At 64.4% G+C, this 23,578-nt stretch carries 15 protein-coding genes; 4 read left to right on the forward strand and 11 right to left on the reverse strand.

Annotation, left to right across the window (positions count from 1 at the left end):
• Window positions 1-61: 61 nt before the first annotated feature.
• A complete protein-coding gene (locus tag JN531_RS02245; RefSeq protein WP_228347231.1) occupies window positions 62-1,636 on the reverse strand; it encodes a long-chain-fatty-acid--CoA ligase in 1,575 nt (524 codons plus the stop codon).
• Between the two features lie 403 nt (window positions 1,637-2,039).
• On the opposite strand from JN531_RS02245, the gene katG reads away from it, so the two are divergent.
• Window positions 2,040-4,208 (forward strand): catalase/peroxidase HPI, encoded by a 2,169-nt coding sequence (gene katG / locus JN531_RS02250; RefSeq protein WP_228347232.1) that lies wholly within the window; start codon window positions 2,040-2,042, stop codon window positions 4,206-4,208.
• A 78-nt stretch (window positions 4,209-4,286) separates the two neighbouring features.
• Here the strand turns inward: katG and JN531_RS02255 are convergent, their stop codons facing one another.
• The 5 genes from JN531_RS02255 to JN531_RS02275 form a co-directional block, all read right to left on the reverse strand.
• On the reverse strand, window positions 4,287-5,084 hold the full coding sequence (locus JN531_RS02255; RefSeq protein ID WP_366522408.1) for an AAA family ATPase: 798 nt from the start codon (window positions 5,082-5,084) through the stop codon (window positions 4,287-4,289).
• A gap of 99 nt (window positions 5,085-5,183) precedes the next feature.
• Window positions 5,184-6,362, reverse strand: coding sequence for a phosphoglycerate kinase (locus tag JN531_RS02260; protein ID WP_228347234.1), 1,179 nt, complete (start codon window positions 6,360-6,362; stop codon window positions 5,184-5,186).
• Window positions 6,363-6,439: 77 nt separating this feature from the next.
• Complete coding sequence (gene gap, locus JN531_RS02265; RefSeq protein WP_228347235.1) at window positions 6,440-7,444, reverse strand: type I glyceraldehyde-3-phosphate dehydrogenase; 1,005 nt, start codon at window positions 7,442-7,444, stop codon at window positions 6,440-6,442.
• 90 nt (window positions 7,445-7,534) lie between these two features.
• Window positions 7,535-9,529 carry a transketolase gene (gene tkt / locus JN531_RS02270; RefSeq protein ID WP_228347236.1) on the reverse strand — a complete coding sequence of 665 codons (1,995 nt, stop codon included), beginning with the start codon at window positions 9,527-9,529 and terminating at the stop codon, window positions 7,535-7,537.
• A gap of 81 nt (window positions 9,530-9,610) precedes the next feature.
• Window positions 9,611-10,363 carry an SDR family NAD(P)-dependent oxidoreductase gene (locus tag JN531_RS02275; RefSeq protein WP_228347237.1) on the reverse strand — a complete coding sequence of 251 codons (753 nt, stop codon included), beginning with the start codon at window positions 10,361-10,363 and terminating at the stop codon, window positions 9,611-9,613.
• Between the two features lie 149 nt (window positions 10,364-10,512).
• Here JN531_RS02275 and ttcA point away from each other — a divergent pair, with 149 nt between their 5' ends.
• From ttcA to JN531_RS02290, 3 genes are read left to right on the forward strand one after another with little or no spacing between them, the layout of a single operon-like run.
• Entirely contained in the window at window positions 10,513-11,382 is an 870-nt protein-coding gene (gene ttcA / locus JN531_RS02280; RefSeq protein ID WP_239795335.1) for a tRNA 2-thiocytidine(32) synthetase TtcA, read from the forward strand.
• A gap of 41 nt (window positions 11,383-11,423) precedes the next feature.
• A complete protein-coding gene (locus JN531_RS02285) occupies window positions 11,424-13,121 on the forward strand; it encodes an autotransporter assembly complex protein TamA (RefSeq protein WP_228347238.1) in 1,698 nt (565 codons plus the stop codon).
• A gap of 5 nt (window positions 13,122-13,126) precedes the next feature.
• Window positions 13,127-16,483, forward strand: coding sequence for a translocation/assembly module TamB domain-containing protein (locus JN531_RS02290; protein WP_228347239.1), 3,357 nt, complete (start codon window positions 13,127-13,129; stop codon window positions 16,481-16,483).
• Here JN531_RS02290 and JN531_RS02295 read toward each other — a convergent pair whose 3' ends face one another.
• The 5 genes from JN531_RS02295 to JN531_RS02315 form a co-directional block, all read right to left on the reverse strand.
• Entirely contained in the window at window positions 16,484-17,254 is a 771-nt protein-coding gene (locus tag JN531_RS02295; RefSeq protein WP_228347240.1) for a complement resistance protein TraT, read from the reverse strand.
• Window positions 17,255-17,316: 62 nt separating this feature from the next.
• Window positions 17,317-17,640: a hypothetical protein gene (locus tag JN531_RS02300; RefSeq protein WP_228347241.1), complete on the reverse strand. Its 324-nt coding sequence runs from the start codon at window positions 17,638-17,640 to the stop codon at window positions 17,317-17,319.
• 74 nt (window positions 17,641-17,714) lie between these two features.
• Window positions 17,715-18,242, reverse strand: coding sequence for a hypothetical protein (locus JN531_RS02305; RefSeq protein WP_228347242.1), 528 nt, complete (start codon window positions 18,240-18,242; stop codon window positions 17,715-17,717).
• Between the two features lie 223 nt (window positions 18,243-18,465).
• On the reverse strand, window positions 18,466-19,041 hold the full coding sequence (locus JN531_RS02310; protein ID WP_228347243.1) for a hypothetical protein: 576 nt from the start codon (window positions 19,039-19,041) through the stop codon (window positions 18,466-18,468).
• Window positions 19,042-19,067: 26 nt separating this feature from the next.
• The gene (locus JN531_RS02315) at window positions 19,068-23,498 is read right to left on the reverse strand and encodes a phospholipase effector Tle1 domain-containing protein (RefSeq protein WP_228347244.1); all 4,431 of its coding nucleotides are present in this window, start codon (window positions 23,496-23,498) and stop codon (window positions 19,068-19,070) included.
• Window positions 23,499-23,578 lie beyond the last annotated feature (80 nt).

Here is a 23,578-nt window from a genome sequence, read left to right on the forward strand (position 1 = left end):
GTGAGGGGCGAGGGGCGAGGTACGTTTTTGCTTTTACGCCTCACCCCTAACGCATAACCCCTCACTGCTTGGCAATCCCCGCCTGGCGCCCCCGCAGCACGAACTTCTGGATCTTGCCGGTTGCCGTCTTCGGTAGCTCGTCCACAAAGTGGACCGCGCTGGGCACCTTGAAGCCGGCGAGGTGCTCGCGCGCAAAACCGCGCAGGCCTTCGGCATCGACCGACTGCCCGGCATGCAGCACCACAAAGGCGTTGGGCGACTCGCCCCACTTTTCGTGCGGCATGCCCACCACCGCCACTTCCAGCACCGCGGTGTGGCGCAGCAAGACGCCCTCGACCTCGATGGAGGAAATATTCTCGCCGCCGCTGATGATCACGTCCTTGAACCGGTCGCGGATCTCGACATACCCATCGGGGTGCATGACCGCGGCATCGCCGGTATGAAACCAGCCGCCGGCCATCGCCTTGGCGGTGGCCTCGGGGTCGTTGTAATAGCCCGCCATCACCGTATTCCCGCGGGCGATGATCTCGCCAAGGGTTTCGCCGTCGGCGGGCACATCCTGCATCTGCTCGTCCACCACCCGTAGCTCGCCGGAGGTGATCATCTCCACCCCCTGACGGGATTTGATCACCGCACGCTCGCCCATGGTCAGTTCATCGTGTGCCGGCAGCGGCTCGCAGATGGAGATCAGCGGCGCCGTCTCGGTCAGGCCGTAGACCTGGGTGATATGCCAGCCCAGCTCACCCTCCATGCGCTCGATGGTGGCGGGCGCTGGCGGCGCGCCGGCGGTGAACACCTTGACACCCCGGCGGACGCCCTTACGTTCGGCTTCCGGCCCGTTGGCAATGGCGATCAGCACGGTCGGCGCGGCGCACAGGTGCGTCACCTGCTCGCGGTTGAGGGTGGCGTAAATGGCCGAGGCCTCCACCTTGCGCAGGCACACGTGGGTGGCACCGACACCTGTCACCGTCCAGGTGAAGGTCCAGCCGTTGGCATGGAACATCGGCAGCGTCCACAGGTAGCGGTCGGACGGCGTCATGTGCCAGTGCACCAGCACGCCCACCGAATTCGCCCAGGTGTTGCGGTGGGTCATCATCACGCCCTTGGGGCGCGAGGTCGTGCCGCTGGTGTAGTTGATGGCGATGAGGTCGTTCTCGTCTGCAATCACCGGTGAGAACCCGACAGGGTCGGCCGCCGCCAGCAGATCCTCGTAGCGCAACCACCCCGCCTTGTCGCCTTCCAGCGCCACGAAGTGCTGCACCGTGGTCATCTGGTCCCGCACCCCGTCGACCGCATCCAGATAATCGACATGCACACACAGCACCTTGCAGCCGCTGTGGTTGGCCAGATAGACGAAATCCTCCGGCGTCAGCCGGTAGTTCATCGGCACGATCACCGCGCCGAGTTGCGGCACCGCATAGAACTGCTCCAGATGCTGATGGGTATTGGGCGCGATGGTGCCAACCCGATCGCGCTGCCCCACGCCCAGCGCCGCCAGCGCCACCGAGGCGCGGTCACAGCGTGCACCGAACGCGGCGTAGGTCCAGCGATCATCGCCATCCACCACCGCGGTCCGCGCGCCGTGCAACTTGCGGGCACGGCGAAAAAACTCCATCGGGGTCAGCGCGGTCTGCATCGTCAGGTCTCCTGGCCTTGGGGCACGTTGTGTGCTGCCAAGCCTAGGCGATCCGGGCGGCGTTGACGATTACCCGAAGGGGTAGGTGTGGCCCCAGCATGGTGCCCAATGAGATGGAGAGTCTGAGGGCACCTCGGCAAACAGTCCGGATGTCGGCCAACGTCGCGCGAGAACAGGATTCGACCGCCATGGGCGAACGCGCCTAGGCGGGCAGCCAGCCAGCGACCCTCTAGGTCGATGCATATTGCCAATCGAACCCATAAACATTAATGCCTTGTCGCTATCACGACATGCGCCTAGGCTATAACCCGCATTCAACGACGGCATTTAATGGCTGGATGTGAACCGCCCGCATCGGCGGCACTCGAATCATCTCGAAGAATGTCTCACGAAGGAGAGAATCATGGCGAATACCGAAACGAGCCCGGGCCAGTGCCCGGTTATGCATGGCGCGGCGACCGCACAGGACAGCAACAAGAACTGGTGGCCGAAGTCGCTCAACCTCGACATCCTGCACCAGCACGACCGCAAGACGAACCCGCTCGGCGCATCCTTCAACTATCGCAAGGCCGTGAAGGGCCTGGACTACGCGGCGGTGAAGCGCGATCTCACCGCGCTGATGACCGACAGCCAACCGTGGTGGCCGGCCGACTGGGGGCACTACGGTGGACTGATGATTCGCATGGCTTGGCACGCGGCCGGTTCCTACCGGGTGGCGGACGGCCGCGGCGGTGCCGGTACCGGCAATCAACGCTTCGCACCGCTGAACTCGTGGCCAGACAACACCAACCTCGACAAGGCCCGCCGTCTGCTGTGGCCGATCAAGAAGAAGTACGGCAACAAGCTGAGCTGGGCCGACCTGATCATTCTGGCCGGCAACGTGGCCTACGAATCGATGGGGCTCAAGACCTTCGGTTTCGGCTTCGGCCGCGACGACATCTGGCACCCGGAGAAAGACGTCTACTGGGGCTCCGAAAAAGAGTGGCTGGCCCCCACGGATAACCCCCACAGCCGCTATTCCGGCGAACGAGACCTGGAAAACCCGCTGGCGGCAGTGATGATGGGCCTGATCTACGTCAACCCGGAGGGCGTGGATGGCAAGCCCGACCCGCTGAAGACCGCCCACGATGTGCGCGTCACCTTCCAGCGCATGGCGATGAACGACGAGGAAACCGTGGCGCTGACCGCGGGAGGACACACCGTCGGCAAATGTCACGGCAACGGTGACGCTGCCTTGCTGGGGCCGGACCCGGAAGCCGCCGATGTCGACGAGCAGGGCTTGGGCTGGAACAACAAGACCGCCCGCGGCATTGGCGCCGACGCCGTCACCAGCGGCCTGGAAGGTGCCTGGACGACGAACCCGACGCAATGGGACAACGGCTATTTCCACCTGCTGCTCAACCACGACTGGGAGCTGAAAAAGAGCCCGGCCGGCGCCTGGCAGTGGGAGCCGGTAAGCATCAAGGAAGAAGACAAGCCGGTGGATGCCGAGGACCCGTCCAAGCGCCACAACCCCATCATGACTGACGCCGACATGGCGATGAAGATGGACCCCGAGTACCGCAAGATCTCGGAGCGCTTCTACAAGGACCCGGCCTACTTCACCGAAACCTTCGCCCGTGCCTGGTTCAAGCTGACCCATCGCGACATGGGGCCGAAGGCGCGCTACGTGGGGCCCGAAGTGCCGGCCGAAGATCTCCCCTGGCAGGACCCGGTACCCGCCGGCCGCAGCGACTACGACGTAGCGGCAGTGAAGGCCAAGATCGCCGCCAGCGGGCTGAGCATCAGTGAGATGGTGAGCACCGCCTGGGACAGCGCGCGCACCTATCGCGGCTCCGACATGCGCGGTGGCGCCAACGGAGCCCGCATCCGTCTGGCACCGCAGAAGGACTGGGCGGGCAACGAGCCGACGCGTCTCGCCAAGGTGCTCGCCGTGCTCGAAGGCATTGCCAAGGACACGGGCGCCAGCGTGGCCGATGTCATCGTGCTGGCCGGCAACGTCGGCGTGGAGCAGGCCGCCAAGGCGGCCGGCTTCCCGGTGGACGTGCCATTCGCCCCGGGCCGAGGCGACTGCACCGACGCCATGACCGATGTCGAATCCTTCGAGCCGCTGGAACCGGTTGCCGACGGCTTCCGCAACTGGCTGAAGCAGGACTATGTGGTCACACCCGAAGAACTGATGCTGGATCGCGCGCAACTGCTGGGGCTGACTGCAGTGGAAATGACGGTGCTGGTCGGCGGCATGCGGGTGCTGGGCACCAACCATGGTGGTACTGCCCACGGTGTGTTCACGGATCGGGTGGGTGCGCTGAGCACCGACTTCTTCGTCAACCTCACCGACATGGCCTACCGCTGGGAGCCGAAGGGTCGCAACCTGTACGAGATCCAGGAACGGGCGTCGGGCAAGGTAAAGTGGACTGCCACGCGCGCGGATCTGGTGTTCGGCTCCAACTCGGTGCTACGCGCCTATGCCGAGGTGTATGCGCAGGACGACAACCAGGAGAAGTTCGTCAAGGACTTCGTTGCGGCCTGGACCAAGGTGATGAACGCGGATCGGTTTGATCTGGCATAAGTTGCCGCGCTGAAAAAGAAAGCCCCGGTCTCACCTTCCAAGCGGAGGTGAGGCCGGGGCTTTTGCGTTGCGGTCGTCTCAGTTGCCGCGGCGTGCCATAAAGGCAATGCGCTCGAACAGGTGGACGTCGGCCTCGTTCTTGAGCAGCGCACCATAGAGCGGCGGCAGCGTCTTCTTGGTGCTGGCGTCGCGCAGCACGGCGGGGTCGATGTCCTCCGCCAGCAACAGCTTGAGCCAGTCCAGCAACTCGCTGGTGGAAGGCTTCTTCTTCAGGCCGGGCAGTTCGCGCAGGCCGAAGAACACTTCCATCGCTTCTTTCACCAGGTGCTTCTTGAGATCGGGGAAGTGGACATCCACGATCTTCTGCATCGTGTCCTTGTCCGGGAAGCGGATGTAGTGGAAGAAGCAGCGGCGCAGGAAGGCGTCCGGCAGCTCCTTCTCGTTGTTGGAGGTGATCAGGATGATCGGCCGCTGCCTGGCCTTCACCGTCTGCTGCGTCTCGTAGACGTAGAACTCCATCTGGTCGAGTTCACGCAACAGGTCGTTGGGAAACTCGATGTCGGCCTTGTCGATCTCGTCGATCAGCAGCACCGGTCGCTTGTCCGACTCGAAGGCCTCCCACAGCTTTCCGCGGATGATGTAGTTGCCAATGTCCTTGACCTTCTCATCGCCGAGCTGGGAGTCGCGCAGACGCGACACCGCGTCATACTCGTACAAGCCGTGCTGCGCCTTGGTGGTGGACTTGATGGCCCAGTCGATGAACGGCGCGCCCATTGCCTTGGCGATCTCCATTGCCAGCTGGGTCTTGCCGGTGCCGGGCTCGCCCTTCACCAGCAACGGCCGCTCCAGGGTCACGGCCGCATTCACGGCCATCATCAGGTCGTCGGTGGCGACGTAGTTGTCAGTGCCTTCGAAACGCACGGGGGAGTCCTTTGGGATGTCGGTGGGTCAAGTGTAGCCGGGTCCGAGGCAGCCTCAACCGGCGGCGCGGGATTCCAGTACAGCCACAGCCGGCAGCTTCTTGCCTTCAAGGAACTCCAGGAAGGCACCGCCCCCGGTCGAGATGTAGCTGATGTCCCCGGCGACACCGAACTTGTCGATGGCAGCCAGTGTGTCGCCACCCCCCGCCAACGAGAAGGCGTTGCTGGCGGCGATGGCATCCGCCACGGCCTTGGTGCCGGCGGCAAAGCTGTCGTACTCGAAGACGCCGACGGGGCCGTTCCAGACGATGGTGCCGCAGTTCTTGAGCAGCGCGCCGAGCTTGGCGCGGGTGCGCGGGCCGATGTCGAGAATCATCTCGTCGGGCTCCACCTCATCGGCGAGGCGCACCTCGGCATGGGCTTCGTTGCTGAACTCGGGCGCCACCACCACGTCTTCCGGCAGCGGAATATCACCGCCGCGTGCCCGGATCTTGGCGAGGATGGCACGGGCGGTATCGAGCATGTCGGGCTCGTGCAGGCTCTTGCCCACCGGCTTGCCGGCCGCCGCCAGAAAGGTGTTGGCGATACCCCCCCCGATGATCAGCTGGTCGGCGACGTCGGCCAGGCTGTTCAGCAGATCCAGCTTGGTCGACACCTTGGACCCGCCGACGATCACTGCCAACGGCTTCTTCGGGGTGGCCAACGCCTTGCCCAGCGCCTCCAGCTCCGCAGCCAGCAACGGTCCGGCGCAGGCGGCAGGTGCGAATTTCGCCACGCCGTGGGTGGAGCATTCGGCCCGGTGGGCAGTGCCGAAGGCATCCATCACATAGAGGTCACACAGTGCCGCCATGCGCTTGGACAGCGCATCGTCATCGGCCTTCTCGCCGACCAGAAAGCGGGTGTTCTCCCCCAGGGCGATCTGCCCCGGCGCCAGGTCGACACCCTCAATCCAGTTGCTGATCAGCGGCACGGTGCGCCCGAGCGCTTCCGATAGCCATGCGGCCACCAGGGTCAGCGAATGCTCCGGCTCGAAGCGCCCGGCCTTGGGCCGCCCGAGATGCGAAATGACCAGGACCGAAGCGCCCTGCTCCAGCGCCAGCTTCAGCGTCGGCAGGCTGGCGCGCAGCCGCGCATCGGAGGCAATACGGCCATTCGAGACGGGCACGTTCAGGTCCTGACGGATCAACAGGCGCTTGCCAGCGAGATCCAGGTCGGACATACGGAGGATGGTCATGGCGGGGTCGGTCCTTGCGTGGTTCTGAAATCGAAAGGCCCCGTCAGTACGGGGCCTTCGAGGGGTACCGCTTGGGCTTACTTGGCCGCGACGACGCGGACCATCTCCAGGCACTTGTTGGAGTAGCCCCATTCGTTGTCGTACCAGCTCACCAGCTTGACGAAGGTGCTGTCGAGCTGGATGCCGGCGTCGGCATCAAAGATGGACGTGCGGGCGTCACCACGGAAGTCGGTGGCGACCACCTTGTCTTCGGTGTAGCCGAGGATGCCTTTCAGCGGGCCTTCGCTCTGCGCCTTCATTTCGGCGCAGATTTCGGCGTAGGTGGCGGGCTTCTCCAGTTCGGCGGTGAGGTCGACCACCGACACGTCGGAGGTCGGCACGCGGAACGACATGCCGGTGAGCTTCTTGTTGAGCTCGGGGATCACCACGCCGACGGCCTTGGCGGCGCCAGTGGAGGACGGGATGATGTTTTCGAGAATGCCGCGCCCGCCGCGCCAATCCTTCTGGCTGGGACCGTCCACCGTCTTCTGGGTGGCGGTGGCCGCATGCACTGTGGTCATCAGGCCGCGCTTGATGCCCCACTTGTCATTGATGACCTTGGCCAGCGGCGCCAGACAGTTGGTGGTGCACGAGGCATTGGAAACAATGGCCTGGCCGGCGTAGGTCTGGTGGTTCACGCCATAGACGAACATCGGGGTGTCGTCCTTGGACGGCGCCGACAGGATGACCTTCTTGGCACCGGCAGCGAGATGCTTCTCGGCGCTCGCCTTGTCGAGGAACAGGCCGGTGGATTCGATGACGACGTCGGCGCCGACGTCATTCCACTTCAGGGCGGCCGGGTCGCGTTCCTGGGTCAGGCGAATCTTCTTGCCGTTGACGATGAGGTGGCTGCCCTCAACCGACACGTCCCCCTGGAAGCGGCCATGCACGGAGTCGTACTGCAGCATGTAGGCCAGGTATTCCGGCTCCAGCAGGTCGTTGATGCCGACGACCTCGATGTCGTTGCCGAAGTTCTGTACCGCGGCGCGCAGCACGTTGCGGCCGATACGACCGAAGCCATTGATACCCACTTTGACTGCCATTGCGACTTCCTCTGCTCGGGCGCCGTGATGCACGCCCTTCTGGATGACACGGTGCGCAAACCGCGCACCCTGAGATTGGGGGGCCGTATTTTACGCCAGTAGCTGCCGGGCCCGGTTGTAGACCGCGTCGGCGGTCAGGCCGAGGTAGTCCAGCACCGCAGCGGCGGGGGCCGATTCGCCGAAGCGGTCGATGCCGACGACATCGCCGTCAAGGCCGACAAAGGCGCGCCAGTACAGCGTGACACCGGCCTCCACCGCCAGGCGCTTGCGCACCCCGGCGGGCAATACGGCTTCACGCCAGGCGGCGTCCTGAGCCAGAAAGACATCGGCACAGGGCATCGACACCACGCGAACACCATGGCCCTCGCCCGCCAGCTTCTGTGCCGCCGACATCGCCAGCTGCACTTCGGAGCCGGTGGCGATCAGGATCAGCTCAGGTGTGCCGGACTCGAACAGCACATAGCCGCCCCGACGCACCTGTTCGGCACTGGCCGCGGTGTGGGCTTGCGGCGGCAGGTTCTGGCGGGTCAGCGCCAGCGCCGACGGACCCGACTTGCGCTCGATGGCGGCCTGCCAGGCCACTGCGGTCTCGAAGGCATCGGCCGGGCGCCAGACATCCACGCCGGGAATCAACCGCAGCGACGCCACATGCTCCACTGACTGGTGGGTGGGGCCGTCCTCGCCAAGCGCCACCGAGTCGTGGGTGTAGACGAAGATGCTGCGACGGTTCATCAATGCCGCCATGCGCACCGCATTGCGGGCATAGTCGCTGAAGGTGAGGAAGGTGGCGCCGAAGGGAATCAGCCCGCCATGCAGGGCAATGCCGTTGAGCATCGCCGACATGCCGAACTCGCGAACGCCATAGTTCACGTAGTTGCCGGTCAGCGCACCATGGCGCACCGGGGCATGGCCCTTGAAGTCGGTGCCGTTGGATTCGGAGAGATCCGCCGAGCCGCCCAGCAGCTCCGGCAGACGCGCCGCCAGCAGGTCCAGCGCCGCCTTGCTGCTCTTGCGGGTCGCCAACGGCTTGTCGGCGGCCAGTGCCTGGTCCAGCAGCGCCTGCACGGTCTCCGCCCAATCGGCGGGCAGATCACCGGCTATCCGGCGCTCGAATTCAGCGGCCAGCTCCGGGTGGGCGCTGCGATAGGCCTGGAATCGGCCCTTCCATTCGTCCTGTGCGGCGGCGCCCTTGGTGCGGGCGTCCCAGCCGGCACGGATATCGTCGGGGATCTCGAACGGGGCATGCGGCCACCCCAGCTGTTCCCGCGTCAGGGCGATTTCATCCGCGCCCAGCGGGGCACCGTGGCAGGATTCCTTGCCCTGCTTGTTGGGGCTGCCGTAGCCGATGACCGTTTTGCAGCAGATCAAGGTCGGGCGGTCCCGGCTGCTGCGCGCGGTATCTAGCGCCAGGGCGACCTCGGCCGGATCATGACCATTGACGTTGCGGATGACCTGCCAGCCGTAGGCTTCGAAGCGACCCGGGGTGTCGTCGCCGAACCAGGGGCCGACTTCGCCGTCGATGGAGATGTTGTTGTCGTCATAGAAGGCGACGAGCTTGCCCAGGCCGAGCGTACCCGCCAGCGAGCAGGCCTCGTGGCTGATGCCTTCCATCAGGCAGCCATCGCCGAGAAAAACATAGGTGAAGTGATCGACCACGGTGTGGCCGTCACGGTTGAAATGGTTGCCGAGCACGGCCTCGGCCAGTGCCATGCCGGCGGCATTGGCCAGCCCCTGCCCCAGCGGCCCGGTGGTGGTTTCCACGCCTGGGGTGACGTCGACTTCCGGATGCCCCGGGGTCTTCGAGTGCAGCTGGCGGAAGTTGCGCAGCTCGTCCATCGGCAGGTCGTAGCCGCTGAGGTTGAGCAAGGCATAGAGCAGCATCGAGCCGTGACCGTTGGAGAGCACGAAACGATCACGGTCGGGCCAGCTCGGGTCCGCCGGGTTGTGCTTGAGCACATCGTTCCACAGCACTTCGGCAATATCCGCCATGCCCATGGGGGCGCCGGGATGGCCGGAGTTGGCTTTCTGGACAGCATCCATGGCCAGGGCACGAACGGCATTCGCCAGCGCAAGACGGGTTGGCATCAGACTCACCGGGGGCTACACAAAAGGGGCGGTATTGTCCGGTTTTGCGCCGGCAGGGGCAAGGAAACCGCAGCCACCGCCCTACCAGGGAACGGTCTGGCCGTCCCAGGCAATGCAGCGCCCGTGCTGATCTGGCCCCAATCCATCAATCACCTTCAACAGATGGCCGGCGGCCTCATCCGGCGTGAACAGGCGCTCGGCGGCCACGCCGCTCTGAAACGGCCGAGACAGCTCGGTATCCACGGTGCCCGGATGCAGGGTGCAGCAGATCAGCGCGCGCGAGCGGCGGGCAGTCTCGATGGCGAGGGTGTGGATCAGCTGGTTCTGCGCTGCCTTGGCGGCGCGATAGGCGTACCAGCCGCCGAGCCGGTTGTCGCCAATCGAACCTACCCGTGCCGACAGGCTGGCGTAGACAGCGGGACCGCCGTGCTGCAGCAGGGGAACGAAAGCCTTGGCCGCCAGGATCGGCGCAAATGCGTTCACGGCAAAACTGCGCTGCAGCGCCTCCCGCTGGATGTCGGCAAGCCGGCGTTCCGGCCGCAGCCGGGCATCCTGCAACAGCCCCGGCGTGTGAACCACCAGCGACAAGGTGGCACCAGCGGCCTTCACCTGCGCTGCGGCGGCGGCCAGGCTGGCCTCATCGGTGGCGTCCACAACCAGGGGTTCGACCCCGTCGGCGACGCCGGCACCGTGAGCCGGGCTTCGGCTGGCCGCCCACACCCGCCCGGCGCCGCGCGCCCGCAACGCGGCTACCAAGGCCTGACCGATGCCGCGTGAACCGCCGATCACCAGGGCCTCGAACCCGGGGGGGAAAGTATTCAGACCCGTCGCCATGCTTGTCTCCGGAGCGCCGCTTGGTCTCACAGTGAGCCCCAGGGACCGGGACAGCACCATCTGTGAAACACAGGGTCTCACAGGCTGACCGCCGGTTTAGTCCCGGCCACACCCTTACAATGGGCGATCCTTCGCTCCGGTGTGCTGGTATGTCCGTTGTCACCGTCCCTGTCGATGCCCTGCGCGCGCCGCGCGCCGAGACGCTCGATACCAACAAGCTGAACAAGCGGCTGCGCCGCCAGGTCGGCCAGGCGATCATGGACTACAACATGATTGTCGACGGCGACCGCGTCATGGTCTGTCTGTCCGGCGGCAAAGACAGCTACACCCTGCTCGACATGCTGCTGCAACTGCAGGCCAAGGCACCGGTGCGATTCGAGCTGGTGGCGGTGAATCTCGATCAGAAGCAGCCGGACTTCCCGGAGCAGGTGCTGCCGGACTACCTCACGGCGCTGGGCGTGCCCTTCCACATTCTGGAGCAGGACACCTATTCGGTGGTGAAGCGGGTCATCCCGGAAGGGAAAACCATGTGCTCACTGTGCTCACGCCTTCGCCGCGGGGCACTGTACCGGTATGCCAGCGAGAACGGCTTTACCAAGATCGCACTCGGCCACCACAAGGACGACATCGTCGCCACCTTTTTGCTCAACCTGTTTCATGGCGGCAAGCTGGCCGCCATGCCGCCCAAGCTGCAAAGCGATGATGGCAAGAATTGTGTGATCCGCCCGCTGGCCTACGTGCGTGAACGCGACATCGTCCGCTACGCCGGGCACCGTGGTTTTCCCATCATCCCCTGCAACTTGTGCGGGTCGCAGGAACAATTACAGCGAAAGCAGGTCCGTCGGATGATGGACGACTGGGAACAGCAGCACGGCAACCGCATTGAACAGGTGTTCGCCGCGCTCACCAATGTCGCGCCCAGCCAGCTGGCCGACCGCAACCTGTTCGACTTCGCCGGGCTCGCCGGCGACGGCACACCCTCGGACGCGTGGCTGATGCCGGAGGCAACGGACGGCTGATGCGGCGCCGCCTCGCAATGCTGTGCTGCGTGGCGGGGGCCATGCTCCCGCTCGCCGGCCCGGCGGCGGATTTCGACGTGGAGGTCGAGGGTTTGTCATCGGCCCTGCGCAAGAACGTGGAGGCACGCCTGTCGATCCTCGGCGCCCTCAAGGCGGAGACCAAGGACAACCCGCTCTCGGATCGCCGTCTCAGGGCCCTCAACCGGAGCGCGGAAAAGGACATCCGCAGCGCCCTGCAGCCCTATGGCTACTACGATCCCAGCATCAAGGTTGCGTTCGATCCTGAAGCACGCACTGCGGTTTACACCGTCGCTGCGGGGCCGCGAACCATCGTGCGGGCGTTCGATATCACCCTGCTCGGGGCGGGCGAAGACTTCGCCCCGCTGCAGACGCTCCAGGACCGCTTCACCCTGAAGGTCGGCGACCCCCTGCGCCACAAACGCTATGAGGCCGACAAGTCGCTGCTGACCCAGGCGGCCTTCGAGATGGGCTTTCTCGACGCCCGCTTCACCGAATCGGTGATGCGGGTGTATGCCGACGAGCAGCAGGCCGACATCGACTGGCATTTCGACACGGGCCCGCGCTGGGACTTCGGCTTCATCACCATCGAGGAAGCGGCAGTGGATGCCGACGTCATCGCCCGCTACCTGCGGATCTTTCCGGGCGACCCCTTCTCGCCACAGGCCGTGCTGGAAACCCAGTTCGCGCTCAATGACCTCGGCTACTTCGACAAGGTGGAGATCGTCCCCGAACGGGAGGCGCAGAGCGATGGTCAGATCCCCCTGCGCATCATCACCACGCCCCGCAAGGGCGCACTCTACTCCACCGGTATCGGCTATGGCACCGATACTGGCGCCCGCATGTCGTTGGGGGCCGAATGGCGTCGCCTCAATCGTCGCGGCCACAAGCTGCGCACTGACCTGCGGCTGTCGGAGGTGCAGAACCGCTTCATCGCTGAATACCGGATTCCCCTAGGCAACAAACAGGGAGAACAGCTGTCGTTCACCGCGGGTTCGCTGAACGAAAAATTCGACACGGGCGACACCCTGAAATACGAACTCGGCGTCAGCCTCGACCGCACGCCGGGCGATTGGCAGCGCCGGGTGTACCTGAACTTCGAACACGAAGAATCCGACCTGGGTGAGCAGCAACAGAGCAGCGACCTGCTGATCCCGGGCCTGTCGCTCAACCGCAGCAGCCTCGACGATGCCATCCACCCGCAGCGCGGCTGGAGCCTCTTTGCCGATGTCCACGGTGCGCATACGGCAGCACTGTCGACCACCACCTTTCTGCAGACCTCGGTACAGCTCCGTGGCGCCCTGCCCCTGTGGGAAGGTGCGCGCCTGCTGCTGCGCAGCGAGCTGGGCGCCAGTTTCAACGACGATTTCAACGAGCTCCCGGCCTCGCAGCGATTCTTCGCCGGTGGTGACCAGAGCGTCCGGGGTTACGGTTACCGCACCATTGGCCCACGCGACGATTCCGGTGAAGTGGTGGGCGGCGAATACCTCACCACCGCCAGCGCCGAGATCAACCAGACGGTGTGGGGCAACTGGGGGGCAGCGGTGTTCTATGACGTCGGCGGCGTCGACAACGATCCGGGGCCGCGCCTGCTACAGGGCGTCGGCCTGGGCATGCGCTACCGCGCGCCGATTGGCTACGTTCAGCTGGACGTGGGGTATCCGATCGATCGGCCCGACGACGGCCTGCGCTTGCATATCGGCGTGAGGGTCGGCCTGTGAAGCACGTGCTCGGACATACCGGTCGCTTCTTCCTGGCACTGCCTGCACTGCTGGTGGTGGGCGTGCTCTGGCTGCTGTCGTCACAGGCCGGCAGCCAGTTCGTGCTTGATCGCGTCAGTGGCCTCACCGATGGCATGGTCGAGATCGGCAAGGTGCAGCCGAAGGGACACCTTCTGGGCACCCTCCTACTGGATCAGGTGGCGGTGCGCACACCGACGGTGGAAGTCGATATCCGCCAGCTGCGCATACGGTGGTCACCGCTGGCCCTGCTCGCGCTGCGGGCGCAGGTGGATGCGCTCAGCGCGGCAGAGGTGGATGTTCGCCTGATACCGGCGCCCTCCGACAGCGACCAACCCAGCGATGGCGGACCACCGCCGTCACGGCTGCCGGTGAACGTCATGCTGCGCGCACTGTCCGTGGCCAAACTGAGTGTCACCGACCGCAACGGCGCCACCCAGGCCGTGGAGGACATCGAGCTTCAGGCCAGCTGGCTCGGCGAGCGCGTGCGGATCACCCGACTCACCGCCCGCAACGACATGACCGGGCCGGTCGCCTTGGTGGCCGACGCCCGCTTGAGCCCGCAGCAGATCACCCTTGATGCACTGGCGCTGGCAGCACCCTTCAAGCTCGAAGCCAGCGGCCACTACGCTTACGCCGGCAGCTTCAACGCCGATACCCGCTGGGAAAACCTGCAATGGCCCCTGGTGGGTGATAGCCCGCAGGTGCGCAGCGGTGTCGGCCATCTGGTCATCGACGGCGACCTGTCGGCGTATACCGTGGCCATGAAAGGTGATCTGTCCACCCCCGACTACGCGGGCGACATCACCCTCAACGGCACGGGCAGCGCGGCGCATCTGCAACTGGCGCCGCTGGAAATCCGCGCGCTCGACGGCAGCGCACTAGCGCAGGGCACCGTCACCTGGGATCCCGCCTTGCTGCTCGACATCGAGGCCGATGTCGACAATCTCGACCTCGCCGCGGTGCTCCCCGACTGGCCCGGCCGTATCACCGGCGCAGTACACGCCGAAGGTGGCCTCAACGCCGACAACCCGCTGCAATTCAGTGCTGACATCCGCGACAGCACCCTGCGCGGCTATCCTCTCAGCCTGACGGCACGCGGCGGCTGGCAAGGCGAGACCTTGACCCTGACTTCCGCAGAGCTGCGCCAGGGCAGGAGCCGCATCAGCGCCACCGGCACCGCATGGCCACGGCTCGACCTGACAGCCACGCTGGACAGCCCCAACCTCACCGCGCTGTGGCCCGACCTGTCCGGCACCCTGCAGCTTCAGGCACAGATAAACGGGGCCCCGTCCTTCCCCAGCGTCCGCTTCTCGGGCAAGGGTAGTGACATCGCCTGGGCCGACCGCCTCCAGACCGGCCGCCTGAACTTCGCGGGCCTGCTGGCCCCCGAGGGCCCCATGGAGCTGACCCTGGATCTGGCAGATATCAGCGGCGCTGCCACCGTCACCGCAATCCGGACCGAGCTGCGCGGCCGCACCGGTGAGCACACACTGTCGCTCGTCGCCGAGCTACCGCAGGGGGCCTTTGAGCTGCAGCTGTCGGGTGCGCTGAATCCGGAAACCCTGGCCTGGCGTGGTCAACTGACCCGCGCCGACCTCAAACCCGACCGCCTGCCGGCATTGGCCCTGCGCGCACCGGCTGACCTGCGTCTTTCAGCCGCCGCCAGCACCTTGGCGCCGGCCTGCTGGGATAGCGATCCTCCTGCCCAGGTCGGGCTGTGCCTGAACGCTGACATTGCCCCCGATCGCACCCGCGCCCGGGCAGATCTGGAACGCTTCGACTACGGTGTGATCGCCGCTTTCCTGCCACCCCGATGGCGGCTCGAAGGTGAAGTGGCCGGGCACGCCGATATCGCCATCAATGGCGATGCCGCACCAACACTCGATATCGACCTGCAGACCGCCGCCGGCGGACTCGACATCGGCCGCCAGGCCGCCATCGAATTCCGCCCCGGCCATATCCGCGTTCTCGACGGTGCCGAAGGCCTGACCCTGGACGTTGACCTCCCCACCTCGCAGGGCGGCATTCGTATCACCGGCACCGGCAGCCCCGGCCTCGACTGGCTGGCCCGCAGCGTCGATGCCCGCTTGCAAGCGCGCTTCGATGACCTCAGCTGGATCAACCGGCTGAGCCCCGAGTTCCGCGAGTTGGAAGGTGCGCTCAATGCCGACGTGCACGCCACCGGCACCCTCGGACAGCCGGTGCTCGACGGGCAGGTCGAACTGAATCTGCCGCAGATCTACCTCGTCACCCCGGGCATCACCCTCACCGACCTCCAGGCCCGGCTGCAGGCACGGCCGGGCGAGCTCGCCAACATCACCGCACGCGCCACCGCCGGCAGCGGCACGCTGGCGGTGGATGGCACCGTGGCGCTCGACAGCGACAACCCCGATCTCATCCTCACGATCACAGGCGACGAGGCCCAACTGGTCGACCTTGCAGACGCCCGCGTCTGGGTCAGCCCCGACCTTGAGGTTCGCTTCGCCGGACGCCGGCTGGATGTCACCGGCCGCGTCGACGTGCCCCGTGCCACGCTGACACCGCGCGGCTTCGAAGGCGGCCTCGCCCCCAGCAGCGACCAGGTCATCATCCGTGCCGACGCGACCGAAACCAGCTCGCTGCTGGAGCTTCACGCCAACGTCACCGTCGCGCTCGGCGACAAGGTGAGCTTCGACGGCTTCGGGCTGAAATCGAAACTCAGCGGCCAGATCAATGCCCGGCAATCCCCCGGCCGTTCGGCCACCGGGCGTGGTGAAATTCGCCTGGTCAGCGGTCGCTACCAGGCCTACGGGCAGGACCTGAGTATCGAGACTGGACGGCTGCTGTTCACCGGCGGACCGATCACCGATCCGGCCATCGAGATCCGTGCCACCCGCGCACCCCGCGATGACATCGAAGTGGGCGTATCGGTGCGTGGCCGCCTCGACGCCCCCGAGTTCGCCCTGTTCTCGTCGCCGGGCATGCCACAGGACCAGCAATTGTCCTGGCTCATCCTCGGACGTGACCTCAGCGCCAGCGGCGGTGGCGACGACCAGGCTGCCTTGGCCGGCGCCGCGCTGTCGCTCGGCCTGTCCGGCAGCGACTTCCTGGCTCAGCGACTGAAGGGCAATCTGCGGATAGACGACATCTCCATCGGCGCCAGACCCGGCGAAGACGCCGAGGCCGCCAAGATCACCATCGGCAAATACCTGTCGCCCAAGCTCTACGTGAGCTACGGCGTCGGACTGTTCCAGCCCGGTCACATCTTCCGGCTGCTCTACGACATCGGCCGCGGCTTCAAGCTGCAGACCGAAACCGGCGTCGCCTCGGGGGCGGATCTGCTCTACACGATTGAGCGATGATCAGAAGAAGCCGGCCATCGCATATGCCGTCTTCTGGAACATCAGATCCTCAGCCTCGACCAACTCGAGATTGGCCTTGTTGGCGGTGGTGACGATGCGAGTGCGATAGTCCTTGCGATCGGTCACCTCGGAGACACGCGACAGGCTCGAGCCGCTGTCTGAAACCTGATTGTTGAGTTGGGTATCGCGCCGCACCATCACGCCGTCGCGGACACGCTCACGAATCGAGACGTCGCAGACCAGCATGTAGGTCACATCCTTGACCAGCGCGTTGGCGACCATCGACACGCCTGAAGCGGCGACCGCGCCAATGGCGGCGCCACTCCAGGTGTTGCCCGTGTTGGAGCCGATCACGCCGCCGACCACGCCACCCGCAATCGCTTCACCGCCCCCCACATATCCCTGCTGCAGAGCAGACTGCGCCGCGCTGAGATTTGCCTTCTCCAGGTTGAGCACGTAGACCAGCATCTGGAAGTGCGCCTGATCGGGATCGTCAACAATGCGGTAACCCTTGCCACTCGCGGCGAACTGCTCGCGAACGAAACGCGAAAAGGCATTTCGGTCGAACTCCATCACGCCACTGCGAACGTCGAGATAGACCGAGCGCTTGTCGCGACTGACCGGGTCGACGAAAACCGACGTACTGGTTTTGGCCTGAACCTCCAGGTCCTTCTTGCCGAGCGCCACACTGGTCGCGGCACAGCCGCTCAGCAACGACAGCGCCATCAGCCCCGCCATCCATGAAACCGACTTCAACACGACTGTACTCATCACGGTGATCTCCCTGTTCCCGTTTGAAATCTTGAGCGGCGCACACCGCACCGCCCGGACCACTACCAGTAGCGGCCGTAATAACGATGGTGATAAACGCAGTTTCGGTAGTCGCGATACCGGTAGTATCGGTAGCGCGTGAGGTGCCCACAGGTCCAGCCGGGTCGCCAGTAGGTCGGCGCCACCACCACTGGCTTGATGTCCTTCTTGATCGCCGCGTCGGCGTATGCCTTGGCCTTGTTGACATCACCGGGATCAAACGGCGCGGCGAGCACTTCGGCGTTGAGGGCACGTTGCATGGCCGCACGCGCGTCGTCATCGGCCATGGCGGCGGAAGCGCTGACAACCAGGACAAGCGCCCCCGGCAGCATTCGTTTGAGCATCATGAGTTCCCCGAAATCGACCAACAGATGCTAATCAGGATTTCCGGAAATGTATGTCCCTCAATATGGGGACAATTTCACCCTGCCGAGACAGATTCACTCGGTCTGATTTGCGCCCGCTGCGTCGCCTGCATGACGCCTCGCAGGAGATTCTGCAAGCCGTTCGCGTCCAGCCAGGGCTGGTTCTTCACCAATTGACGGCAGATCAGCCCGGCCACCCGGACCGCGTCGGCGGACTCGATCGGAACCCCGAATAGCCCACGGTCCTTCTGAGCGACCTTGCCGTAGAACTTTCCGGATGCCTGCACTTCGATCGCGAACGATTTGTCGTTCTCCGTGCCATGCGCCCGCGCTTCAAATCGGGGACGCAATCCGGTCAACACCGCGAGGACGTTGAGACACTCTGCCTGCGTGAGTTGCAGCACGATCTTCTGCCCCCAGTCGTACTTCTGCGGCGCCACCGCAGGCGCTCCCTGCACCGAGACCCGGAACTCGTCACCGGCTCGTGATTCGTCGTTCTCCCACGACAGCGCTGCCTTGCCGCCATAACATTTGACCGCGATGCGCGCGGGATCCTGACGTGATGAAGCGGGTGCCTCAGTCATGGAGACTCCTGGTGTGTCGAATGTGCATCGAAGCACGCGGCAACCGCGACGCGGACGACGGCGTTAACCCGCGAGGTTGGGCAGAGAGTTCCCACGGCTAGCTGCACCGAACTTCGCTGTATGTCCCTGAAGTAGGCGACGACACTCGGGCGGTAGTGCCGAGGATCGGGTGCTGAGATCAGCTGGGAAATACGAAGGTAGACCCTGATCGCCACTTCCAAGGTTAATTCCATGGGTTGCTGGCCCAGGCTTCCGCCTCCACATCGAGCTGGTCCTCGTTGAAGATGAGGTTCACCGTCAACGAGTAGCTGCTGAATAGGGTAGTGGGGTTGGGCAAGCCGGATTTCCAGAAGGCGGCGGTGCCCCGTAGTGGCAACAGGTTAACTTCCTTGCGGTAAATCTGGCCCGGGATTGGTGACCATTCGCAGCCGCGCCTTTCGTAGCCGCCCGAGTACGACGCGTCGGCTCTGTTGACCCTACACTCACTCCTTTCAGCTAGCTGCCAAACCACTTCCATCTTTAGGGGCAACGTCACCTTGTAGCCGTTGAACCTCCCTAGCCAGTAGGCGGCATCGCCGGTTAGCCCAGGTTGCAGCCTCGCAATGATGGGATACTCCTCTCCCGGACGCTCTTGAAAGTCAATCGTATTCTCCACTCCGTGCTCGCCAACCTTGAGCAGCAGAATCGCGTTTTCCTCCATGTTGTGCGCGTAAACCGCATAGTTTCCGACACAGCTCGATGCGGCCGCCATGACGCCGATCATGAACACGATCAAAATTGCCGCAAGCTTTTTCTTCATGACTTTCTCCCGGCACCCGGTTTGGCTTATTCACGATCTGGCGTCTTGATCTCGATTTCGAGACCGTACGCATCACGAAGAAACGCGCTGTACCGAACGCCGTCGACAGCACCGACCATCGTACGTTCCCCTCCCAAATCGTTGCGCTTCCACTTTCCGTCAATCTTGGCGTACTCCTGGCAATCAGAGAAACACCACTCGTCAACCAGAAACCGGTGGTCGTGGTACGCGAATGTGGCTTGATACGGCATTCCGAAGCCGAGCCATTCCCGCTGTGGAACCTCATCGACATCATTCAGGAACTTCAGGTTGCGTCCCGGTCGAAATGCGAAGTTATCTGGCGCATATCCCGGAGAGACCCCCACACTGTCGTGAAGCACCGGCTGAGTTACAACGTGCCACTGCTGATCATCGTGAGAGATGTGGCTGCGATCGATATTGACCCCTGCTCTCTCAGCACGCTGCACCATCCACATGAACGCCACATCGGACAGGTCCCCTTCCCCATAGCCGCCCCCGATATCCGAATGCGCCCCGATAAAGCCCAACTCCTTTCGGCGCTCAGTGTTCAGTGACGGATCGTAGCGATGGTGAATAGAGACGCCATGGAAGTCACGTCGATTCTCGTTGACTGCCACCGCATGCGCGACGGACTGCACGGACCATGGAATCGTTAGATCGATCTGGCGGAGGTCGTCAAACTGACTCACTCCAGAAATATCGCCCGTGGCGTCCCCTGGACTGTAATGCGGAACAGTGTCAAAAAGACCGAGAAATCGGAGGTTTGGGACGAAGCAGTAGCTTGCGAGGTGCTCTCGTGCCCGCTTCGCGCGGCCGCTGGTGAAGTCGATATAGCGATGCCCGCCACCCCGGTCCGGCTCACGGATCTCCAGCGGAAATGCGTTGTAGAGGAACTCCCCCTCTGAGCTTGCGAGGAAGTGATGGATCATGTTGACGAAGACTCGCGCGGCCGCTGCGCCACGCGAGAACCCGACAGTATCGATATCGAACTCGAATCCATAGTTCTTCCGCCAACGCAGAACATCAATGTAGTCGAAGAACTTTTCTGCCATGTACTCAACGCGGTACGGCATGCTTTCGCCCGACATTCCATCCAGAAGCGGCTGCCCTTCCATCTCCCATGGCGTATCGGTTCCTGGCCCATTGATGTAGTAATAGGGTCTGCCGATGTCCGCTGGATCGCGATAGCTGTCCCGAATGCGCACGACATTGGTGATATCTGAATGTTCGCTAGGCGGGTCGGAGTTCCCCGTCCCATCAAAGGCAAACAGGATCAGCCCCGTCGGATCGATGTGGTTGATCGGGTCGTTGTTGGCGTAGGTGTAGGGGTTGGGCCCCGCCACCAGGCCTAGGGGGTCGGATGACAGGTATCGCCCGAGGTCGGGGTCGTAGTAGCGGTGATGGTTGTAGTGCAGCCCGGTCTCGATATCTTCGTACTGGCCGGGAAGCCGCAGCGGGAGGGAGAGGCGCTGACCATCCGCATCCGGATCGTCATTCACCACGGCCCGCCCGAACGGGTCATACCGCGCGCGCCAAACCACTGCTTGCGCTTCATCGGTAACCGCGATCGGTGCGCCGAGGTGATTGGTGTGGATGGCATAGGTCTGGTCGCCCAGCAGCATGACCACCGGGTGATGCCCGAGGTAGAGATACTGCGCAAGGATGGTGCCGTCCGCATCTGCCTCCGCCAACAGATGGTCGCCTTCATACAGGAACAGGCGTTCTTCCAGAGTTCGGCCTTGAGTATCAAAGTGGGTCTTGCGAGTACGCTGCGCTCGGCTGTTGTAGGCATATCGCGCGATGCGGTGATGTCCGCGCCAGACCTCCTGGATCTGGCCGTTGGCATTGCGGTAGAACCGAAGGTCGCCGAGCTGCTCAACCTCCCCGCCCGGCCCGTGGCTGACCGCGCGCATTGTCGATCGGGGGCGCCACCCGGCTCGCGCTGCATCACCGACCTCCAATGCCAGCGGCGGAAACCAGCCGGTGTGTCGGAAGGCGGCGCCTTGCAGGCGGTTACTGGTATCGGCATAGCCGTACTCCAACTGCCGCCCGTTAATCACATACCGGGTACGATTGCCGTTGCTGTCGTAGCGATAACCAAACAAGGCCTCGGGCGTCAGCGCAAAGTCGAGCCAGCCGTGCGCGTTGAAACGGAATCGCTTCAGGATGCGTCCACCATCATCAATGCCCGTGAGCTTACCTCGCGCGTTGTAGTGGTAGGTAAAGTCATGCAGGCCGGAGACCTGAAGGCCACGCAGTTGCCCGCCCGCTCGTGCGACGGTGGTAGTGACTCCGTTGAACGCTGTCCAGGCAGCCATACGCCCGCTGGTCGGCGCCACATCGAGGCCGGTGATCAGCGGGCGATCTCGACGCAGGGGCCGGGCCTGGTACAGGCCCGACAGCCGACCGGGCTGGCTATCATCATCGTCATACCGGTAGGTGATCCATCGCTGGTCCGGCAGCTGTCTCGCCACCAATCGCCCCCGGCTGCCGTAGCGATAGCGGGTACTGAAACGAACCTCGCCAATCTCATCAACACGTCGCGTCACGCGTCCGTCTGCATCGCGGTGGTAGCGCTCCCGGCCTTGTTGCGTTCGGACTTCGACGAGCCGAGACACTCCGCTGCCCGCATCCCATTGAAAGTGCGCCGCACCCGCCGCAAAGGTGGCCGAGGCCATACGGCCGGCAGCGTCATAGGCAAACTGCACCGCGCTTCCATCCGCGGCGACCTTGCGCCGGAGGCTGCCCATGCGGTCGTATTCGAAGCGGGTCAGCCCGCTATCGGGAGAGCGCTGGAACGCCTTGCGCCCGAAGTCATCCAGCCCGTACTCGGTGACATTGCCGTTTCCGTCCGCCAGGGCGATCAAGTGGGCGGGGGCGCCGTCAACGTTTCCCATCGTGCTGCTCAGGGCGGCCGTCGAACGGAAGCGGATCCGGCCCTGCTCACTGCTGACGCCCGACAGATGACCTGCCGAGTCGTACTGCAAGGCGAGTGGTGGCTGGTCATCAAGCTGAATGCCCGATACCCGCCCGTCCGTGTTTCGCCCGAGTACGCGCAGCACCCCACCGTCGGCGTAACGGATGGCCGACACCGCCCCGGCAGCATCGTGTGCCAGTGTCACCGGCGTGTCGTCCACCGACGGCTGCACACGCTGACCACCCGATGCGGCCACCGTCGTGTCTGCATCGACCCCGCGAGTGCGCGAAACCGCCGTGAAGCCTCCTTCCGGGCGTGGCGAGAAGCCGGTTTCGTTGAACGCCACCGGCTGCTGCTGCGCGTCATAGACCACCGTGATCGTCCGCTCGGCACCCGGCTTGATGCTGGGGATACTGGCGGTTGCAATCGCCTGACGGTCACCGACATACGTGAGGCGCGCTAACACCTGCTGCTGATCACCCTCCCACTGCTTCAGCACCTGCGTCAAACGCCCCAGACTGTCGTAGCCGTAGACCCTTGTAGCGCCGTCGGCCCGGGCAATCTGCGTCACCTGCCCACGCGCGTTGTAGGCATACCGCAGGTTTCCCCCAGCGCTGCAGGGCGAGCACCCTGGGCCATCAATGGCCGCGACCACCGGGACGCCCGCCGAACGACCTGCGCGGTAGGTGCTGGTGCGCCCGCTCACATCGGTGACTTCGGTGCCACCCTCGACGAAGCGCAGATCAACCCGCCGAAGCGCATCGGCTGGCACCGAGCGGATAGCGCGATCCTGACGGTCGTAGCGCCAGCTGCCGACACGGCGTTCGCGACTTCCGTGCGAGACATGGATAGAGGTCAGATTGTAGGCATCGTATGGATCGTCGTAGGCATACCGGCGTCGCGGCTTGTCGTGCGAGAGCACCGATATCAGCCGACCATGGCGGTCGTGGCGGTACTGCGTGACATGCCCGGATGAATCCGTCACAGCCTGCAGCCGATCGTGCCGATCGTATTCAAGCGCGACCCCCTGACCCTGAGCATTCTGAATCCGCAACAGCCGCCCTTGCCGATCACGGATCAAACTGAGCTGACGGCCATCAGCGAAGCGTTGGGATTCGAGATAGCCCGCCGTTGAGAAGGTGAGCAGCGTCCCGTCATGCCACCGCCACTCATAGCCCCAAGGCCCGGCGACCAGCTGGCCGTCGGCTCGAAGTTGGGCCCGATAGTGTCTTACCTGGTTGCTTTCCCGTGTCGATATGAAATTGATACGCCGCCCATCGCCCTGCCAGAGCGTGATGCGATCGCCATCGTCAACCAGCGTGGTTTCGAAGCTGTGCCGCCACCCCTTGCCCAGTACGCCGGTGAAATTTGAACGGCTGTTGTAGTGGCGTTCGAACGCAAGGCCGAGGCCCGGCAAGGCAATGTCGGCCTCGCGCTGGTACTTGTTGCCGGTCAGAACATGAATGGGATTGCCGACATGGGTGGCCGGCAGCGCCGCCGTTTGCAGCGCGCCGGGCACCGGGATGGTGGCGCCGGTGATGCCGCTGCCGGAAATGGCAGGGGAGGATGCCCCGCCACCCCCGGTTGCACAGTACTGCG

This window comes from Flagellatimonas centrodinii (genome assembly GCF_016918765.2).
GTDB lineage: Bacteria > Pseudomonadota > Gammaproteobacteria > Nevskiales > Nevskiaceae > Polycyclovorans > Polycyclovorans centrodinii.

Excerpts from the sequence above, each read along its gene's own strand:
- tkt (WP_228347236.1), bottom strand. The coding sequence starts at position 9,529 with ATGCCAACCCGTCTTGCGCTGGCGAATGCCGTTCGTGCCCTGGCCATG.
- JN531_RS02260 (WP_228347234.1), bottom strand. The coding sequence starts at position 6,362 with ATGACCATCCTCCGTATGTCCGACCTGGATCTCGCTGGCAAGCGCCTG.
- JN531_RS02255 (WP_366522408.1), bottom strand. The coding sequence starts at position 5,084 with ATGATGGCCGTGAATGCGGCCGTGACCCTGGAGCGGCCGTTGCTGGTG.
- JN531_RS02245 (WP_228347231.1), bottom strand. The coding sequence starts at position 1,636 with ATGCAGACCGCGCTGACCCCGATGGAGTTTTTTCGCCGTGCCCGCAAG.
- JN531_RS02310 (WP_228347243.1), bottom strand. The coding sequence starts at position 19,041 with ATGAAGAAAAAGCTTGCGGCAATTTTGATCGTGTTCATGATCGGCGTC.
- JN531_RS02285 (WP_228347238.1), top strand. The coding sequence starts at position 11,424 with ATGCTCCCGCTCGCCGGCCCGGCGGCGGATTTCGACGTGGAGGTCGAG.
- JN531_RS02295 (WP_228347240.1), bottom strand. The coding sequence starts at position 17,254 with ATGAGTACAGTCGTGTTGAAGTCGGTTTCATGGATGGCGGGGCTGATG.
- gap (WP_228347235.1), bottom strand. The coding sequence starts at position 7,444 with ATGGCAGTCAAAGTGGGTATCAATGGCTTCGGTCGTATCGGCCGCAAC.
- JN531_RS02305 (WP_228347242.1), bottom strand. The coding sequence starts at position 18,242 with ATGACTGAGGCACCCGCTTCATCACGTCAGGATCCCGCGCGCATCGCG.
- JN531_RS02275 (WP_228347237.1), bottom strand. The coding sequence starts at position 10,363 with ATGGCGACGGGTCTGAATACTTTCCCCCCCGGGTTCGAGGCCCTGGTG.
- JN531_RS02300 (WP_228347241.1), bottom strand. The coding sequence starts at position 17,640 with ATGATGCTCAAACGAATGCTGCCGGGGGCGCTTGTCCTGGTTGTCAGC.
- katG (WP_228347232.1), top strand. The coding sequence starts at position 2,040 with ATGGCGAATACCGAAACGAGCCCGGGCCAGTGCCCGGTTATGCATGGC.
- ttcA (WP_239795335.1), top strand. The coding sequence starts at position 10,513 with ATGTCCGTTGTCACCGTCCCTGTCGATGCCCTGCGCGCGCCGCGCGCC.